General features: G+C 71.5%; 10 protein-coding genes and 1 pseudogene. 4 read left to right on the top strand and 7 right to left on the bottom strand.

What is annotated here, in order from left to right; genetic code table 11:
* The coding region (locus AQI88_RS08710) for an ATP-binding protein (RefSeq protein ID WP_244184092.1) at positions 1-1,574 on the bottom strand (1,574 nt) is incomplete at its 3' end.
* Between the two features lie 481 nt (positions 1,575-2,055).
* On the opposite strand from AQI88_RS08710, the gene AQI88_RS08705 reads away from it, so the two are divergent.
* Positions 2,056-2,964 carry a hypothetical protein gene (locus AQI88_RS08705; RefSeq protein ID WP_066994520.1) on the top strand — a complete coding sequence of 303 codons (909 nt, stop codon included), beginning with the start codon at positions 2,056-2,058 and terminating at the stop codon, positions 2,962-2,964.
* 76 nt (positions 2,965-3,040) lie between these two features.
* Positions 3,041-6,415: a pyruvate carboxylase gene (locus tag AQI88_RS08700; protein WP_066994517.1), complete on the top strand. Its 3,375-nt coding sequence runs from the start codon at positions 3,041-3,043 to the stop codon at positions 6,413-6,415.
* Between the two features lie 93 nt (positions 6,416-6,508).
* On the opposite strand, the gene AQI88_RS08695 is transcribed toward AQI88_RS08700, so the two are convergent.
* The 6 genes and pseudogenes from AQI88_RS08695 to AQI88_RS08670 all read right to left on the bottom strand — a co-directional run bounded on the left by AQI88_RS08695 (position 6,509) and on the right by AQI88_RS08670 (position 13,678).
* Positions 6,509-7,504 (bottom strand): SMP-30/gluconolactonase/LRE family protein, encoded by a 996-nt coding sequence (locus tag AQI88_RS08695; protein WP_066994515.1) that lies wholly within the window; start codon positions 7,502-7,504, stop codon positions 6,509-6,511.
* A 172-nt stretch (positions 7,505-7,676) separates the two neighbouring features.
* On the bottom strand, positions 7,677-8,132 hold the full coding sequence (locus AQI88_RS08690) for a hypothetical protein (protein ID WP_066994512.1): 456 nt from the start codon (positions 8,130-8,132) through the stop codon (positions 7,677-7,679).
* Positions 8,133-8,227: 95 nt separating this feature from the next.
* Complete coding sequence (locus AQI88_RS08685; RefSeq protein ID WP_066994508.1) at positions 8,228-9,004, bottom strand: polysaccharide lyase family 7 protein; 777 nt, start codon at positions 9,002-9,004, stop codon at positions 8,228-8,230.
* Between the two features lie 111 nt (positions 9,005-9,115).
* Positions 9,116-10,324: a chitinase gene (locus AQI88_RS08680; protein WP_066994505.1), complete on the bottom strand. Its 1,209-nt coding sequence runs from the start codon at positions 10,322-10,324 to the stop codon at positions 9,116-9,118.
* Between the two features lie 137 nt (positions 10,325-10,461).
* Positions 10,462-12,618 (bottom strand): annotated as a pseudogene (locus AQI88_RS08675) (glycoside hydrolase family 31 protein); the annotation flags it as partial.
* Positions 12,619-13,300: 682 nt separating this feature from the next.
* Positions 13,301-13,678, bottom strand: a complete 378-nt coding sequence (locus AQI88_RS08670; protein ID WP_066995047.1) for a PaaI family thioesterase — start codon at positions 13,676-13,678, stop codon at positions 13,301-13,303.
* An 808-nt stretch (positions 13,679-14,486) separates the two neighbouring features.
* Between AQI88_RS08670 and AQI88_RS08665 the strand changes: the two genes are divergently transcribed.
* On the top strand, positions 14,487-15,611 hold the full coding sequence (locus tag AQI88_RS08665; protein ID WP_066994499.1) for a GNAT family N-acetyltransferase: 1,125 nt from the start codon (positions 14,487-14,489) through the stop codon (positions 15,609-15,611).
* A gap of 136 nt (positions 15,612-15,747) precedes the next feature.
* A complete protein-coding gene (locus AQI88_RS08660) occupies positions 15,748-18,390 on the top strand; it encodes a beta propeller repeat protein (protein ID WP_107118514.1) in 2,643 nt (880 codons plus the stop codon).
* The last annotated feature ends 31 nt before the right edge of the window (positions 18,391-18,421 follow it).

Here is an 18,421-nt window from a genome sequence, read left to right as displayed (position 1 = left end):
GTGGTGGCTTGTGGGCTGTCGGTCGGGTGGTGGTGTGGTGTGGTGTCGTGGGGAGTTGGGGCCGGGCGGTTGTCCGGTGTGGTGGCTTGTGGGGTGTCCGCCGGGTGGCTGTGCGGTGTTGTGGGCCGCGGAGGGTCGTCGGGGGCGGTGTGCGGCGCGTTGGCCTGGGGGGAGGCGGTTGAGTCGTGGGCGTCCGGGTTGGTGGGGCGGACGGCCTGGCGGAAGGTGCTGAAGCGGGCGGCGGGGGTCGTGGCGTCGTCGGCGGGGGGCGCGGGCCGGGGCCGTTCGGCCTCGGCGAGCGTACGGCCCCGGCGTCGCCGCGGCAGCCCGGCCGGACCCTCGCCCTGCGCAGGCGCGGGGAACTCGTGGACCGGAGCGGGGTCCGTGACCGCCGGCTCGGCGGGCTTCCCGGCATCGGGATGCGCGCCCGCTGCCGTCGGCCACGCTGCTGCGGGGCTGGTGAGGATGTCCTGCGGGATGAGCATCAGCACGCCCGTGCCACCGCGCGCCGACGGCCGGAAGGACACCTTCAGACCGTGCTTGCGGGCCAGTCGCCCCACCACGGCGAGCCCGAGCCGGGTGCCGGTCAGACCGCCCAGCTCGAAGACGTCACCGGACACCGCCCGCTCGGCGCGGCGCAGCTGCACGTCCCCCATCACCAGACCGCTGTCCTCCACGGACACGATGACACCGGCCGGTACCTCCTCCACATACACGTGGACCTCGGCCGTCGGGGGCGAGAAGTTCGCCGCGTTGTCGAGGAGTTCGGCGAGCGCGTGCATCACCCCCTCGGCCGCGTGTCCGGCGACGGCGGCCTCGCTCACGGAGTGCACCCGCACCCGCCGGTAGCCGGAGATCCGGCCCATCGCGCCGCGCAGGACGGACTCCATCCCGATGGGCCGTGCCCACCGGCGGCCCGAACGCGCCCCGGTCAGTACGGCGACGGAGTCGGCGAGCCGCCCGGCCTGGGCCGTGCGATGGTCCAGGTGAAGGAGGTCGGCGAGGACGTCCTCGTCGCCGTGCCGGTCCTCCATGTCCCGCAGATCGGCGAGGGTGGCCGTGGCGAGGGCCTGCAGACGGGCGGCGGCGTTCGACATCGCGGAGAGCGCCGCGGCCCGCTCGCGCCGGACCCGGTTCAACTCCTCGGCCAGCTGCGTGTGTTCGCTGCGCAGCCGGTCGAGTTCCCGTGCGCCCTCCTGGGCGAGCCGTGTCCGTTCGGCCGTGAACTCCTTCTGCTGCTCGGCCAGTTCGTCGATGAGCCGCTGCTGCTCCTGACGCGTCTCCTCCGCCGTGCGGGCCTGCTGCTGCAGAAGCCGGCCGATGTCCCGGGTGACGCTCTCCAGTCTGCGGCGGGTGGCGCGCGCGCAGCCCAGGGCGTGCGCCGCCGTGGCCGCGGCCGCGCAGAGCACGACCGCGGCCGTGCCCGCGCCCCAGGCGAGCGGAGCGCGCACGGAGTCCGGCGCGGCCAAGACGGCCGCGAGGACCACGAGCGCCGACAGCACACCGGTCACGGCGAGGGCGGAAACGAACGTACGGAAGGAAGGTCGGTCGCCGGGGTGCGTGGGCGCGGTCATCGGTCCGGTCTGGTCCTCGCGGCAGAAAGGGCGAGCAGGGGCGGGTGCACGGGATGACGCTTCGAGGGTGAACCGGCCGTCACTATACGAGAGTTGGTGATCGCATTTGAGAGGTTCCGGTGTTGTTCCATGGAGTGGACCGTCGTACCTGCGCGTTGGCCGTGAACCGGGCGCCTCGGGAGTGTACGGACAGACACCCCCGTTGGGGGACGGTTCCGAAGCTGCCCGGGTTGCCTTCCGTGCACCGGTTTCTTCTCACGGCGCCGCAGGTTGCGGGGATCTTGACGACCGGCCCCCGGCTCGCTGAACTGAGAGCTCTGCCCAGGACGGACCGACCCGGGCGGAATCGTACATTTGCGCGATAGTGGCTGAAAACGGGTGGAAGACCATAAAATTCCTCGCGCGGCCGGAACGCCGGTAGCGGGGCCAAGGGGGCGATGCAGGTGGCGGGGGACCCGGAGGCGATGGGCTGCCGTGTCTCATGAGGGCCGACCGGAGCAGTGACGACCGCAAGGGGTGGATCCGCTCCGTGCTCGCCCGTCTCGCCCGGTTCACCGGGCGCACGCTGCGGGCGGAGTGGTACGCCATCGTCGTCGACCCGATACGCCGGCTCGCGCGACGCGGACTGTCCGGGCTGGTGCTGGCGTTCGTCGCCGCGTTCGGCGTCATCTTCTTCCACGACCTCGCCCAGCACCCGACCGGAGCGCTGTGGGTGACGAGGCTCGGCGGCGTCAAGGCCGACGTGCCGCTGTGGCTCTCCCTGCTGCGCACCCCGGTGTCGCTGTACGTCCCGGCGCTCGACCTGCCGGTGTGGGCGGGCATCACTCAGCTGTTCCTCGCCTTCGCGCTCGCCGAACTGGCCCTCGGCCGGCGCCGGACGCTGGCGATCGCCTACATCACCACCCTGGCCGGCACCCTCACCGCACGCGTGATGATCGCGCTCGGCCCCGGCTGGTGGGGGTTAGGACTGCCGCCCGAGTGCGGCAAGGTGCTGGACACCGGACCGTCCGCGGCGGTCGTGGGTCTGTTCACCTATCTCGCCGTCGTCCGGCGCGCGCCCGTGGTGTTCACCCTGACCGGCGGCTCGATGGTGTGGGAATCGATCGCCGTCCCGAACCTCGCCGGCCGGGAGCACCTGATCGCCGTGGGCACGGCGGTCGTGCTGGGACTCCTGCACGGCCGCAGGGAGCGGCTGAGGTCCTTCGTACGGTCCCTGCGCGCGCCGCGGCACCCCGAGCCCGCACCACCGCGGCCGGAATCCGTACCCGCACCCGTACGCACCGAGAGCCCCAGCCCCTCCGGTGCCCTGCCCGGCAGCCCGGCCCCTGGCATGTCCGCACCACGTCAATGTGACGCTTTTCGCACTTCGACCCGGGCGGGCACCCCCTAATGTTGCCGCGACGTACGGCAGGGCATGGCTGACACCATGGTGTTCGTCGCCGCCAGGCAGCTGAAGGGAATCCAGGATGTTCCGCAAGGTGCTGGTCGCCAACCGTGGAGAGATCGCGATTCGCGCGTTCCGGGCGGGCTATGAACTCGGTGCGCGCACGGTCGCCGTGTTCCCGCACGAGGACCGTAACTCGCTGCACCGGCTGAAGGCCGACGAGGCGTACGAGATCGGGGAACCGGGGCATCCCGTGCGGGCCTATCTCTCCGTCGAGGAGATCGTGGGCGCCGCACGCCGGGCGGGCGCCGACGCCGTCTACCCCGGCTACGGCTTCCTGTCCGAGAACCCCGAACTCGCCCGCGCCTGCGAGGAGGCGGGCATCACCTTCGTCGGCCCGGGCGCGCAGACGCTGGAGCTGACCGGCAACAAGGCCCGCGCGGTCGCCGCGGCCCGGGCGGCGGGCGTGCCCGTGCTGGGCTCTTCCGCGCCCTCCAACGACGTCGACGAACTCGTCCGTGCCGCCGAGGAGATCGGCTTCCCGGTGTTCGTGAAGGCGGTCGCGGGCGGCGGCGGGCGCGGCATGCGCCGCGTGGAGGACCCCGCCCAGCTGCGCGAGTCCATCGAGGCGGCCTCCCGCGAGGCCGCGTCCGCGTTCGGCGACCCGACCGTCTTCCTGGAGAAGGCCGTCGTGGACCCGCGCCACATCGAGGTGCAGATCCTCGCCGACGGCGAGGGCAACGTGATCCACCTCTTCGAGCGGGACTGCTCGGTGCAGCGCCGCCACCAGAAGGTCATCGAGCTGGCGCCCGCACCCAACCTCGACCCGGAGCTCAGGGACCGTATCTGCGACGACGCGGTGCGCTTCGCCCGCGAGATCGGCTACCGCAACGCGGGCACCGTCGAGTTCCTCCTCGACCGGGACGGCAACCACGTCTTCATCGAGATGAACCCGCGCATCCAGGTCGAGCACACGGTGACCGAGGAGGTCACCGACGTCGACCTGGTCCAGGCCCAGCTGCGCATCGCCTCCGGCGAGAGCCTCGCCGACCTCGGACTGTCCCAGGAGACGGTCACCCTGCGCGGTGCCGCTCTTCAGTGCCGTATCACCACCGAGGACCCGGCCAACGGCTTCCGCCCGGACACCGGCCGGATCAGCGCCTACCGCTCGCCGGGCGGCTCCGGCATCCGGCTCGACGGCGGCACCACCCACGCGGGTACGGAGATCAGCGCGCACTTCGACTCGATGCTGGTCAAGCTCACCTGCCGGGGACGGGACTTCAAGGCCGCCATCGGGCGCGCCCGGCGTGCCGTCGCCGAGTTCCGCATCAGGGGTGTGGCCACCAACATCCCCTTCCTCCAGGCCGTCCTGGACGACCCCGACTTCCAGGCGGGGCGGGTCACCACCTCCTTCATCGAGCAGCGCCCGCACCTGCTCACCGCCCGCCACTCCGCCGACCGCGGCACCAAGCTGCTCACCTACCTCGCCGACGTCACCGTCAACAAGCCGCACGGCGAGCGCCCCGACCTGCTCGACCCGGTCACCAAGCTGCCGCTGCTCGCGGCCGGCGAGCCCCCGGCCGGCTCGCGGCAGCGGCTGGTCGACCTCGGCCCCGAGGGCTTCGCCCGGCACCTGCGCGAGTCTCCGACCATCGGCGTCACCGACACCACGTTCCGCGACGCGCACCAGTCGCTGCTCGCCACCCGGGTCCGCACCAAGGACCTGCTCGCCGTCGCCCCGGTCGTCGCCCGCACCCTGCCCGAGCTGCTGTCCCTGGAGTGCTGGGGCGGCGCGACGTACGACGTCGCCCTGCGCTTCCTCGCCGAGGACCCGTGGGAGCGGCTGGCCGCCCTGCGCGAGGCCGTACCCAACATCTGCCTCCAGATGCTGCTGCGCGGCCGCAACACCGTCGGCTACACCCCGTACCCGACCGAGGTCACCGACGCCTTCGTGCAGGAGGCCGCCGCCACCGGCATCGACATCTTCCGTGTCTTCGACGCCCTGAACGACGTCGGCCAGATGCGGCCCGCCATCGACGCCGTACGCGAGACCGGCACCGCGATCGCCGAGGTCGCCCTCTGCTACACCGCCGACCTCAACGACCCGGCCGAGCGGCTCTACACCCTCGACTACTACCTGCGCCTCGCCGAGCAGATCGTCGAGGCCGGCGCCCACGTCCTCGCCGTCAAGGACATGGCCGGACTGCTGCGCGCCCCGGCCGCCGCCAAGCTCGTCTCCGCGCTGCGCCGCGAGTTCGACCTGCCGGTGCATCTGCACACGCACGACACGGCGGGCGGCCAGCTCGCCACCTACCTCGCCGCGATCCAGGCGGGCGCCGACGCGGTGGACGGCGCGGTGGCCTCCATGGCCGGTACGACCTCGCAGCCGTCGCTGTCGGCGCTGGTCGCCGCGACCGACCACTCCGAGCGGCCCACCGGACTCGACCTCCAGGCGGTCGGCGACCTGGAGCCGTACTGGGAGGGCGTCCGCAGGATCTACGCCCCGTTCGAGGCGGGCCTCGCCTCCCCGACCGGGCGTGTCTACCACCACGAGATCCCCGGCGGTCAGCTGTCCAACCTGCGCACCCAGGCCGTCGCCCTCGGCCTCGGTGACCGTTTCGAGGACATCGAGGCGATGTACGCCGCCGCCGACCGCATCCTGGGCCGCCTGGTGAAGGTGACCCCCTCGTCCAAGGTGGTCGGTGATCTCGCCCTGCACCTGGTCGGCGCCGGAGTCTCCCCGGCGGACTTCGAGGCCACCCCCGACCGGTTCGACATCCCGGACTCGGTCATCGGCTTCCTGCGCGGCGAGCTGGGCACCCCGCCCGGCGGCTGGCCCGAGCCGTTCCGCACCAAGGCCCTTCAGGGCCGCGGCGAGGCCAAGCCCGCCCCCGAGCTGTCCACAGAGGACCGCGACGGGCTCGCGAAGGACACCCGGGCGACGCTCAACCGGCTGCTGTTCCCCGGCCCGACCCGCGAGTTCGACACGCACCGCCAGTCGTTCGGCGACACCAGCGTCCTGGACAGCAAGGCCTTCTTCTACGGCCTGCGGCCCGCCAAGGAGTACGCGGTCGACCTGGAGCCCGGTGTCCGGCTGCTGATCGAGCTGCAGGCGGTCGGCGAGGCCGACGAGCGCGGTATGCGCACCGTGATGTCCTCGCTCAACGGTCAGCTGCGGCCGATCCAGGTCCGTGACCGGGCGGCGGCCTCGGACGTGCCGGTGACGGAGAAGGCCGACCGGGCCAACCCGGGCCATGTGGCGGCGCCTTTCGCCGGTGTGGTGACGCTCGCGGTCGCCGAGGGCGACGAGGTCGCGGCCGGCGCGACCGTGGCCACCATCGAGGCGATGAAGATGGAGGCCACGATCACCGCGCCGAAGGCGGGGCGGGTGTCCCGGCTGGCCATCAACCGGATCCAGCAGGTGGAGGGCGGTGACCTGCTGGTCGAGATCGCCTGAGTCGGCCGCTCGGCCGGCGGGGGTCGAGGGGGGCAGAGCCGAGCGCGCCCCACCTCGACCGGCCGGTCCCCGGTGAGCTGCGCCGGCATCCGGCTAGAGGCGGCCGAACACGTAGCGCATGCGGGCGAGGAGCAGGTTCGGGTCCTTCCGGGTGACGAAAGCGCCGCTGGGCAGGTAGAGGGTGCGGCCGAGTACGGCCACCGAGGTCGGGTTGGACAGCCCGTTCTTCCGGGTCAGCACCACCGTGTGGGTGCCGTCCCGGTGCACCAGCACGACCTGGCTGGAGCTGTTCAGCGCGGCCAGCACGCTGCTCCCCTGCCCGGGGAAGGCGAAGTCGTCGATGCCGGCCAGTCCCGTGGCCCGTGTCTCGACGGGGCCCGCGGAGCCGTCCGGGCGGAGCGGGAAGCGCAGCAGCGTCCCGCGGTCGGAGTTGGACACCCATACCGCGTCGCGGTGCACCTTGATGCCGTTGGCGCCGTAGCCGGAGCCGGGCGGCACCTGGAGCGGCCGGAGTTCCGTGCCCTGCGCCCAGGCCGTGGCCTTGCCGCCCGGCAGCGGGACGCGCCAGATGGTGCCGAGCGCCGAGTCGGCGGCGTAGAGCATGCCGTGGTGCTCGTCGAGGGCCAGGCCGTTGGGCAGTCCGTTCGACGGCAGCTCGGCGATCCGCACCGGCGCGCCGCCGGCGCCGGGGATGCGCCAGATGCCGGTCTCGTGCGTGCCGGTCGCGTAGTTGACGTACAGCGTGCCGTCGTGGGTGCGGACGATGCCGGTGACGGCGGCGCTGTGCACGAGGGGTGTCTCCGCCTTCGCCACGGCCGGCAGGGTGGCGAGGATCCGGACCCTGCCGTCGCGGGTCTTCCCGTCGGCGGTGACATGGGCGACCTGCCGGGCGAAGGCGAAGGTGAGGTCGGCGGAGCCGTCGCGTTCCAGTGCGATGTTCTCGGGCGTCTGCCCGGCGGCCAGGCCGAAGTGGGCGACGATGCGCGATTCCGTGACGAGCGGCTCGTGGCCGGTGGCGGGCGCCGCCGCGATCAGGCCGAGCGCGAGCGCGGCCGTGGCGGCTCGGGCCAGGCGGGGGAGTCGGGGCATGTGACCTCTCTTCGTACGGCGCACGGGGCGCCGGCGTGCGGGGCCACACAAAGATGACGGTGCCCTGGTCACCGGCCCGGGGAGCAGGGCCGCGGGGTCGCCCGCGCGGCCCACGACATGGGGCCGCACGCGGCGCGCCGGAGTGACGGGCCAGGCCGCGGGGCGGGGGCGGTCAGTCCCAGAGCGGGTAGGTCACGACCTGTTGGAAGCCGTCCGGCCGGGCGCCCTGGTAGGTGAGGATCATCCGGGTGTAGTGCTGGACGTCCGGGTCCTTCTTCCACGGCTGCGGACGGTCCAGGCGTACGGTCACCCGGTACGAGTGGAAGGTGCCCGCCGCGCAGTACGGCTTGCAGTCGTTGACCGCGTTCACGCCCACGGCGGTCGCCGCGTTCGGACCCCACTGCGACCAGTGGAGTCCGAGGAGGCGGCTGTTGCCGTCGCCGCAGGCCAGGATGAAGTCGGCCGGGCGGACGTCGCGGTGCCACAGGCAGTCGACCAGCACCGGCCGCGGGAGATCGGCCTTCGGGGCCGTGGCATCCGGCGGGCTGGCCGAGGCCGTGGTCATGGCCGCGGTGAGCAGGGCTCCCGCCGCGAGGGTGACCGCCGTTCCCACCAGTGATGCGCGCATGGTCGCTCCCACCCGTTGTGCCGTGTCCCACAGCGTGCACCTCGACGCTACGACCGTCCGCCCGGTTGCACCAATCGCGCAGGTCGCGCCGCGTGTCAGCCGTGCGAGACGGTGAGCTTGTAGAAGGCGACCCGGGCGCCGTTCGTGGTGCTGTCCGAGGAGGACTGGTTGTAGGAACCCGCCTTGAAGTACTGCTTGTACGGCGAGAACGACGACGGGATGGCGTAGTGGGTGGTGGTGCCGTTGACGGTCAGGTCGATGGTGTTCCCGCCGGAGACGGCGATGGTGTAGCTCCATGTCCTGCCGACCGGCACATGGCCCACGGTGTGCGGGGTCTGGCCGCCGGACGGCGAGTTCTCGGTGCCGAGCACGATGTCGCCGTTCGCGTGCTGGTACAGCTCCAGCAGCGGTTTGGTGGACGAGCCGCCGGAGCCCAGGTGGATCTGGCCCACGCAGACGTTCTTGGTCACCGAGACCACCCGCAGGGTCGCGCTCATCCGGTGCGAGCCGCCGAGCGCCCAGTCGGCGGGGCTGCCGTTCCGGTTCATCTCCCGCAGCTCGGAGCGGGCGTAGTTCGAGTTCGGCGTGGTCACGCCCTTCTCGGGCGCCCAGAAGGTCATCGCGCCGTCACGGGTGTCGGTGTAGAAGTAGGCGTCCTGGTAGCCGTTCGCGCCCTGGAGCCGGGACGAGGGGATCGTGGTCGGGGAGCCGGGCGAGCCGACGGGCTCCTGGAGCTGCCAGATCGACAGGTCGAAGTTGCCGCCGGGCGCGACATGCGGATCGGCCGCATCGGCGCTGCCGCCGCCGAGGACGCTGAGGGTGAGGGCGAGGCCCGCGGCGGTCGCGGCCGCGAGGAGCCGGGGACGGGTCATGTGGGGGGTCCTTCCGCCAGAAGGATGCGTTCAGCATGATGAACGCTGAACGCATCCTTGGTCATCGGTGACCCGTGAAGCTAGAGGTCTGAACCAGACACGTCAAGAGGTTCAGCAGGCGCCCTCGTCCTGCCACGGACCCCACTCGGCGGCGCCGGGCACCTCGTTCTGGGTCCACCACTTGGCCTTCCAGTTGTGCTGGTGGTACGAGACCTCGTTCCCGGACGTGTACACCGCCGTCGGACTCCAGGCCGTCTTGCAGGACGTGGGGGTCGGTGTCGGACTGGGGGTGGGGGTGTTGGTCGGCGGGGTGACCCCGGCGAACTGCACCGAGTATGTGGCGAAGTCCCAGGAGTTCTGGGTCACGCTGGAGCAGGTGCCCGAGGTGCGGCCGCCGTTGTCGGCCGGTGTGCACTGGCGGTCGCGGTTCAGGGACCAGAACGTGAACCGGTCCATGTGGTGACTGGTGGCGTAGTCCAGCACGGTCCGGAAGTCGGCCTGGGTGAAGTACTCGCCGGTGTCGCTGCGGCCGTTCATGCCGGAGAAGCCCTCGTGGGCGTAGGCGGTCGCCTGGTCCCAGCCGAACGTGGACTGCAGGATCGAGTTGAAGTTGGTCAGCGCGCCGGTCTGGCTCGCCGCACCGTTGAAGCCGCCGTCGAACGGCATGATGGAGAAGTTGTTCGGGGTGAACCCCTGGGACTTGGCCTCCAGCAGCATCTGCTTGCCGAACCAGCCGGTGCCGTCCGCGGTACCGGCCGTGGTCACGGAGACGTACAGGCCCGGGTTGTTCTGCTGCAGGATCTTCGCGGCGCCGATCTCGTTCTTGATCGCTGCGCTGTTCTCGTACTCCGGCTCCTCCAGGTCGAAGTCGATGGCGTGCAGTCCGTACTTGGTGATGACCTGCTGGTACGCCGCCGCCGTGGAGGCCGCGTCCGAGCAGCTCTGCCCGAGCTTGGTGCCGCCGTACCCGCCGATGGAGACGGAGACGTCACCGCCCTTGGCGCGGATGGTGTCGATGGCCGACCGGACGGCCGTGTCGGAGGAGACCGGTGCCGTGCCGCCCCAGGTCGGGGAGCAGCCACCGCCGTCGGGCGCGAGGATGAAGGCCAGCTGGAAGGCCTTGAGGCCGGTGGCGTCCATGATGGCCGCCGGGTCCGGCGGGTCGTTGTCCAGCGGCATCAGGTAGGGGGCTGCGGCGTACCACCGGTTGTCCAGCGCGGTGGTCGCCCCCGAGGCGTTGCCCGCGACGAGCGCGGTCGTGCCCGCGGCGGCCAGTCCGACGACGGCCGCCGCACCCAGACATGCGCGAAGACGTCTCACTGCGTGCCTCCAGAGGGGTGGGGTGGGGAGGGGGCCCCAGCCTCCGGGAGCTGTTGCGGTCACGTCAATGGGTTGGTCTAGTCCAAAAAGCTCTTTGGACTAGACCATACGTGTTCTTTACTCGATGCTCCTCATGTGAGGCGAAGGGTGAAGCCGCGGCCGAGCGGCAGGCTCGGTGTGCGGATGGTGGTCACCTGGCTGTCGCTGTCGAACGACCAGGCGGAGTCCGGCAGTTGCCGCCCGTCGAGGAACACGTGGCCGGGCGCGGTGTCACCGTGCACCGTGAACCGGTACGACCGCGCATCCGCCTTGCCCGTGTAGTCGCCGTTGCTCGCGCCGACCGAGACGGTCGTCGCCCCGGCACCGGCATGCACCGACACCCGCTGGGTGGCTGCCGCGCCCTTGGCGAAGTCGCGTGTCACGCCGTCGTCCTCGTAGAGCGTGTAGCGGCTGGTGCCGTGTGCCGACGGGTACACGTCCCAGTCCAGCTCGTGCCGGTCGCGGGTCTGCCAACTCGTCGTGCCCTTGGGCCACATGGGGACGATCGCGCCCTCACGCACGAACAGCGGCAGCGTGTCCAGCGGGGCGTGGTAGCCGTTCAGGGTGGTGGGGCCCTGGTAGGTGCGGCCGGTCCAGTAGTCGGTCCAGGTGCCCTTGGGCAGGTAGATGCCGTCACGGGTGTCGGAGTCCTGGTACACCGGGGCGACGAGGAAGTCGGGGCCGGACAGGAACTCGTACTTGGCCTGCGCGCCCAGCGTGCCGGCATCCTCCGGGTACTCCAGCCAGAGCGGGCGCACCGCGCCCACGCCCGTCTTCGCCGCCTCGGCCGACAGGGTGTACATGTACGGCAGCAGTCGTTCCTTCAGCTGAAGGTACTTGCGGTTGATGGTGGTGTACGGCTCCCCGTCCCGCCACGGCTGCTGGTCGGCGGGCTTGCCGGTGGTGAGGTCACTCGCCCAGCCGTCCATGGTCATGATGGCCGGCAGGAACGCCTTCCACTGCAGGTCGCGCGCGTACATCTTGGCGTCGTGGCGGTAGATGCTGCCGACGTCACCGGTGTTGTACGCGATGCCGGACATCGTCGCCCCGGCGTACGTGGGGATCTGCCAGCGGATGTAGTCCCAGGACAGCTTCTGGTCGCCGCTCCACAGGACTCCGCAGCGCTGGGCACCCGCCCAGGACACGGGCAGCCACACGAACCCGCGCGCGTCGCTGTTGTCCTCGATCCCCGCCTTGGCCGCGTCGCACGCGTCCAGCGCGAACTTGTAGCCGTTGCCGACCCAGGCCACGTCCAGCTTGGCCACCCGCTGGCCGGCCTTGACCTGGTCGGCGAGCTTTTCGATGCCGTCCTGGGTCCACAGGCCCAGCTGAGCGTGGTGGTCCTGCAGGCCCTGGGCCGTCTGTGCCAGGTTCTCGTACCCGCAGCCGTAGCCGTCGTTGACCAGCATCCAGCCGAGCGGCATCTGGTTCTCGGTGTAGCCGTCGGCGATCTTCAGCGCGTCCAGGGTGTGCCGCTCGCCCCGGTTGGCGTTGTGCAGATAGCAGTCCGAGTCGCCGGGTTCGAGGCCGTAGACCGGCGGCATGAAGGGCCTGCCCGCCAACTTCGTGTACGCGCCGATGACGTGCTTGGCGTCACCGAGGAAGTAGTAGGCGTCCAGGCGCCGTTCCTGCTGGCCGGTGGTGACCGGCGAGCCGAAGGTGTACACGCCCGGCGCGAAGGTGTTGCGGAAGACGCCGTAGCCCGCGCTGGAGAGGTAGAACGGCTGGGAGTTGTTGTAGCCGCCCTCGTTCCAGTCGAAGCTGTTGGCCACGTACATCGTCTGCCCGCGGTGCGAGAAGCTGCCGTTCTGCTCGCCGCCGCCGAAGAACTGCTCGTCCGCACCCCGCTCAAGGCTCTGCCGCATCCCGCCGGTGGACCAGCGCAGCGGCTTGTCCTCCTGCCAGATCCGGGTCCGGTTGTCGGGTCGGTACAGCCCGAACCGCAGCGGCTTCTTGTACACACGCAGCACGGCCTCGGAGGAGCGGATGCCGTAGTAGTCGCCCGCGTCGAAGGACGAGGTGTGCCGCTGGAGGGCGGGCTGCCTGCGCACGATGGCCGTACCCGCCGGATCGCTGAGCGAGCCCGACGGGTCGGCCTGGAGGCGGAGTTGACCTCCCGTCAGGAAGTCCGCGCGGGCCGTGAGCGAGCCCGCCCCGATCGTGTAGCTGCCGTCGCCGCCCGAGAAGGACGTGAGATCGCCGGCGTCGGTGGTCGCGGGCAGGTACGCGGTGCCCGTGAAGGAGTTGTCGTGCACGTCGTAGGGCACGACCAGGACGTGGTACGTCCCCGACGCGCGCGGGATCACCGTGGCCTCGGGGTCGGCGGTGCCGGCGCTGGAGGCCACCTGCTTGCCGTGGTCGTCGTAGACGTACAGGTCGAAGTCGTCGGAGGGCTTCTCCCACTTGATCGACAGGGGTACGCCGCCCTCGGGGTTGTCGTCCCAGTAGCCGTCCGGCACCGAGACGGTCAGGTCGAAGCGGTCGCAGACCTTGTTGTCGGGGTCGGCGGCGGCGCCGGGGCAGCTCTCGGTGCCGCCGCCGGTGCCCTTGGCGTAGACCGGGCTCTGCCAGCCGACGCTGCTGTGAGCGGGGTCGAGCGCGGCGCCGGCGGCTTGCGCGGCGGCCGCGGCGGGTGCCGGGGCGGCGAGCACGGCCTGGGCCAGGATGGCCGCCAGCCCCAGCGGAACCCAGGACGGCCACGGCACACGGTGTCGGAGTCTTCGCACGGCGGAACAGCTCCCATCGCACCATCGCGGACTGATCTGTTCTTGCACTTTCTGCGCGGAAGCGCTCGAAACGAGCTCCAATCGAGCAACTTCAAGCACGAAGCCTCGGGGTTGACGCAGGTTCATGTCAATACGGCGGTGCGGATCACGGCCGGGCACGACGAAGGCCGGCCCCTGCGGATGCCGGGGCCGGCCTTCGTGTCGGTGCGGCTCAGTCGGTGTTCTTCCGGAGCACGATCTGGGTCTGCGTGGTCTGGCCGACCAGCCGGTCCCGGTCGTCGCGCAGATCGGTCTGCACCACCATGAGGGTGCCGCCGAGATGCAGGGGGCGGGCCGTGGCGTGGACGCGCCCGGCGGTGACCGCCCGCAGGAAGTTGGTCTTGGACTCCACCGTCGAGGTACCGGCGGCCCCCTCGGGCAGATTGAGGTAGGCGCACACGGCGCCCACGCTGTCCGCCAGCGCCATCAGCGCCCCGCCGTGCAGGGCACCGCCCGCCGTGCAGATGTCCGGGGACCAGCCCAGACTGCCGACGGTGCGCTCGGCCGTGGCCTCGCGCAGCTCGATGCCGAGACCGGCGGCGAAGGGCATGGTGGCCAGCAGATCACCGGGTTGCTCTGGGGAGGACAAGGCGTACCGCCTTTCGTAGGTGCCGTGGTGCTCCGGACGCTGATCCACTCTGGTGCCGCCGGGCCGTGCGCACCAGACCCTGCTCGGACGGCTGCCGGAGCATGGCGTTCGCGAACGGCTCGGGAAATCCTCTCGATCGGCGGATCGTCGGTCCAATTCCGCGACGGGCCGGCCGGTGTCGGCGGGGTGCCCGCGTGGGCGAAGTGGTCGGCGCCCGAGATGAACGCGCCGGGGACGGCGGTCGCGGTGTCGATGCCGGACCGGATCAGCTCGCGGGCGTAACCGACCCCCGGCGCGTCCCTCGCAGCCTTCGTGGCCAAGTGTGGCGCCAGGAGCGGCGGGCAGCCGCCAGGAGGCTGGAGCTGCCGATCCGCACCAGCAGGCTCTCGTCCCGTTCCCGCAGGCGGGGCGGTGCGGCCCGGATGAGGAAGCGGGCGCATCACGCAGGCCCGGCTGAGGGGAGCAGCCCGGCCGGAAGAGCGGGACAATCACGCAATCCGTCCTGACTCGTCACCGATGTCCGCAGACCCATGGCGGATCATCCGTCGCCTGAGGCACCCTTGACAGTGTGCGTACGGTTTCGCGACGTTTGGGCATCGGCGCACGGAGGGGATCCGTAGACATCGGCAGAAATGGCAGGACGCGCCCGGCGCGTCATGGGGGGAGCGGTCGCCCATGCGATCCATGAGCCATGATCCACACGCCGCACCGGCCTGTGCCGCAGGCGGCCCATCGCTCGCGGAGCCGGCGGAAGGGCGGGAGGGCTGACGTGGAGATCACCATCCACAGACCCGGCGACCTGACCTCCGCACTGCGCGGAGCCTGGCACCGGGCGATGGACGAGTCGCCCGAATACGCCAACCCGTTCCTGGCACCGGAGTTCACGATCGGGGTCGGCCGCCACCGCGGCGGCACGCGGGTGGCGGTGCTGCGCGAGGGCGGGGAACCGGTCGGCTTCCTCCCGTACGAGCGGGGGCCCTTCGGCACCGGCCGGGCCATCGGACTCGGGCTGTCCGACTGCCAGGGGCTCGTGCACCGGCCCGGAGTCACCTGGGACGCCGGGGAACTGCTGCGCGCCTGCGGGCTCAGCATCTTCGAGTTCGACCATCTCGTCCAGGAACAGCGGCCGTTCGCCCCGTACGTCACCGGCACCTTCGCCTCACCGGTGATCGATGTGAAGCCCGGCGACGGCGACTACGCGCAGTGGCTGCGCGGCGCCTACCCGGGACTGGCCAAGACGACCCTGAAGAAGGAGCGCCGCCTCGGGCGGGACATCGGCGAGGTGCGGTTCGTGTTCGACGAGCGCGATCCCCAGGCCCTGCGCACGCTCATGCGGTGGAAGTCCGCCCAGTACCGCCGGACGGGACGCATGGACCGCTTCTCGCGGCCCTGGATCGTCGACCTGGTGGACCACCTCTTCCACGTCCGTGAGGAGCACTTCACCGGCGTGCTGTCCGTGCTCTACGCCGGCGACCGTCCGGTCGCGGCCCACTTCGGTCCCCGCTCCAGCACGGTCCTGGCCGCCTGGTTCACCGCGTACGACCCCGAACTCCACTACTACTCACCGGGGTTGATGATGCACCTGAGGACGGCCGAGGCGGCCGCCCGACACGGGGTGACCCTGGTCGACCTGGGGCGCGGCGACAAGGAGTACAAGGACTGGCTCAAGACCCGTGAACTGCGGGTCTGCGAGGGCTTCGCCGCCCGCCCGCACCCCGTGGCCCTGGCCCAACGCCTGTGGCGCCGGCCGGTACGCGGCCTGCGCAACACGGTCCTGGCCCATCCCCGGCTGCGCGAGCCCGCCGACCGGCTGCTGAAGACGGTGGGCCACCTGCGCACCCAGGACCGGACGGCCGACGCCGCATCGCCCACGGGCGGCCCTCGCTCGGACTGACCCCCGGAACATCGCGGGCCGGACGGGCAGTTACTGGCAGGTACTCGTCAAATGCGCGTCAAGTGGCGGACGTTTTCCTGTGCGTGTGGTCGGGTCTCCTGCGTCGGCAGTGTCGATGCCCGTCCGGGAGGTTCTGGTGCCTGTGCCCACCCGCAGAAGACGGTGGTTCACCGTCTGTGCGCTCACCGCGTCCGCCGCGCTCGTCGCGATACCCCCGTCCGCCGCCTCCGGTCACGGCGGCGCCGTCCCCTTCGGAGTCCGTACGCTCGACCGGCTCGCCAAGGAGCGCCAGAAGTCGGTGGGCGTCATCTCCCCGCATCTGCGGGCCGATGACGACGACGGCAACGAGGCGGACGAGATCGCCGAGGGAGCCGATCAGTACGCCGAGGCCCGCACCTCACCCGGTGTCGTCGCACCGGGTGCGTACGGCGCCGCCTGGAGCAGCCTTCAGAAGCTCCCGGAGACCGGCGGCAGCTGGCGCCACATCACCGGTCTGCCGTACAACTCCGACGACCCGCGCTACCGCGACATCGACTCCAACTCCAGCGGCGGATCGGGCAACGTCACCGGCCGCATGGCCGCGCTCGCGGCCGACGACGACGGCTACGTCTACGCGGGCAGCGCCGGCGGCGGAGTGTGGCGCTCACGCACCGGAGGCGGCCACTGGCAGCCCATCAGCGACCGGCTGCCGGCCCAGTCCACCGGCGCCCTCGCCGTCGACGGAGCGGGACGGCTGTGGCTGGGCACCGGCGAGGCCACCACCAACGCGGACGCCTACCTCGGCAGCGGTGTCTACGTCCTGGCCCACCCGCACCACGGCACCTTCTCCCCGCGCCGCCGGGTCGGCAGCACCGAGCTGGAGAGCACCACCATCCACGAACTGCGCTTCGGCGGGGGCAAGGTGTGGGCGGCCACCAGCAAAGGCGTGTGGAGCCACTCCATGAAGCGGCTGAGCGGCCCCTGGACGCTGGAGTTCGCCCCCAACCCCGACTATCTGCCGGGCGGTTCCAAGGCGGGCGACCCGGCCGCCCCGTACAAGAACATCGCCAACGACATCGCCATCGACCCCAAGGACCCGTCCAAGGTGGTCCTGGCCGTCGGCTGGCGCAGCGGCGACGACTACAACGGCTTCTACACCGAGACCGGCGGTACCTGGACGCGGATCACCGGCGGCCTCGGTGACCTCCCCGCCGACGCCGACAACATCGGCAACGTCACCTTCGCCCGCTCCGCCGACGGCTCCCGCTACTACGCCATCGACCAGTCGCCCGAGCAGCTGAACACCAACCCGGACAGCGGCCTGGAGGGCATCTTCGTCTCCAAGTCCGGCTCGCCGGCCGGCCCCTGGACGAAGATCGCCGACTACAAGGGCCTGGCCGCCGACAACTCGGCGCTGACCACAGCCGGTTACATGCCGGGCGTCCAGGCCTGGTACAACCAGTTCCTCGCCGTCGACCCGAGCGACCCGCAGCACGTGTACGCCGGTCTCGAGGAGGTCTACGAGACCAAGGACGGCGGCACCACCTGGTCCACGGTCGGCCCGTACTGGAACTTCCCCTTCTCCTGCTGGCGCATCGACCCCGCCCGGCAGACCGGCGACTGTCACCAGACCACCCACTCCGACCAGCACGGCGTGGCGATCGGCCGCTACCAGGGCAGGAGCTGGGTGTACGTCGGCAACGACGGAGGCGTCTACAAGCGCCCCGCCGGCGGCTCCCAGGACGCCTCCGGCCACGCCACCGACTGGACGTCCCTCAACGACGGCACCATCGACACCCTCCAGTACTACTCCGTCGGCATCGGCAGGGACCTCGACCACGGCGGCCTGTCCGTCACCGGCGGCCTGCAGGACAACGGCCAGTCCGTGCTGCGCAGCAACGACAAGGTGATGGGCTCCGACTTCGGCGGCGACGGCGGCGACACCCTCACCGACCCCGCCAACGGCTGCGACATCGCTGAGGAGTACGTCTACCTCGCGGTTCAGATCACCCAGAACTGTGCTGTCAACGACGGCAGTTGGGCCACGGACCCGAGCAAGGTCACGTCGTACAACGTCGCGCCGGCCGACAACGCCACCAGCGAGGCCCGCTTCATCGCCCCGCTCGCCGCCGACGCGAAGGACAGCGGCACCTGGATCGCCGGCGGCCGCCACATCTGGGTGCAGAACCACGGCTACGCCATCCGCAGCGGCTCGGAGTGGACCAGCGTGCACGACTTCGGCGCCGGCCGGGTCGCGACCGCCGTCGCGGCCTCCGGCGGGAAGATCTACGCCGCCTGGTGCGGCCCGTGCAACAACCAGGGCTTCGCCCGTGGCATCGCCGTCGGCAACGCGGACGGCACCGGCTGGCACGACATCACCTTGCCGGCGGACGGGACCGTGCCCAACCGCTACCTGAGCGGCTTCGCCATCGACCCGAAGAACGCCGACCACGTCTTCCTCGCGGTCAACGGCTTCTCCCGGCACTGGACCGAGGGCCCGGGCGCGGGCGTCGGCCATGTCTTCGAGTCCACGGACGGCGGCACCACCTGGACGGACATCTCGGCGAACCTCCCCGACGTGCCGACCGACTCCGCGCTGGTGACGGCCGACGGCGGCCTCGCCGTCGCCACCGACCTCGGCGTCGTCCACCGGGCGCCGGGCCACACCAAGTGGCAGCGCGTCGGGCGCCTCCCGGCCGTCGCCGTGCTCCAGCTGAAGACGAGCCCGGACGGCGGCACGCTGTACGCGGCCACCCACGGCCGGGGCATCCACGCCATCAGGCTGCGCGACCTCGACTGACCGGCCCGCAGGGCCGAGGAACGGGTGACCC

Origin of the sequence: Streptomyces cellostaticus, assembly GCF_001513965.1 — a bacterium.
Taxonomy (GTDB): domain Bacteria; phylum Actinomycetota; class Actinomycetes; order Streptomycetales; family Streptomycetaceae; genus Streptomyces; species Streptomyces cellostaticus.
This window is presented reverse-complemented; position numbering and strand designations above follow the sequence as displayed.

What these genes read in the sequence shown, in the direction of transcription:
- AQI88_RS08705 (WP_066994520.1), top strand. Translation starts at nt 2,056, where the DNA reads ATGAGGGCCGACCGGAGCAGTGACGACCGCAAGGGGTGGATCCGCTCC.
- AQI88_RS08700 (WP_066994517.1), top strand. Translation starts at nt 3,041, where the DNA reads ATGTTCCGCAAGGTGCTGGTCGCCAACCGTGGAGAGATCGCGATTCGC.
- AQI88_RS08695 (WP_066994515.1), bottom strand. Translation starts at nt 7,504, where the DNA reads ATGCCCCGACTCCCCCGCCTGGCCCGAGCCGCCACGGCCGCGCTCGCG.
- AQI88_RS08690 (WP_066994512.1), bottom strand. Translation starts at nt 8,132, where the DNA reads ATGCGCGCATCACTGGTGGGAACGGCGGTCACCCTCGCGGCGGGAGCC.
- AQI88_RS08685 (WP_066994508.1), bottom strand. Translation starts at nt 9,004, where the DNA reads ATGACCCGTCCCCGGCTCCTCGCGGCCGCGACCGCCGCGGGCCTCGCC.
- AQI88_RS08670 (WP_066995047.1), bottom strand. Translation starts at nt 13,678, where the DNA reads ATGCCCTTCGCCGCCGGTCTCGGCATCGAGCTGCGCGAGGCCACGGCC.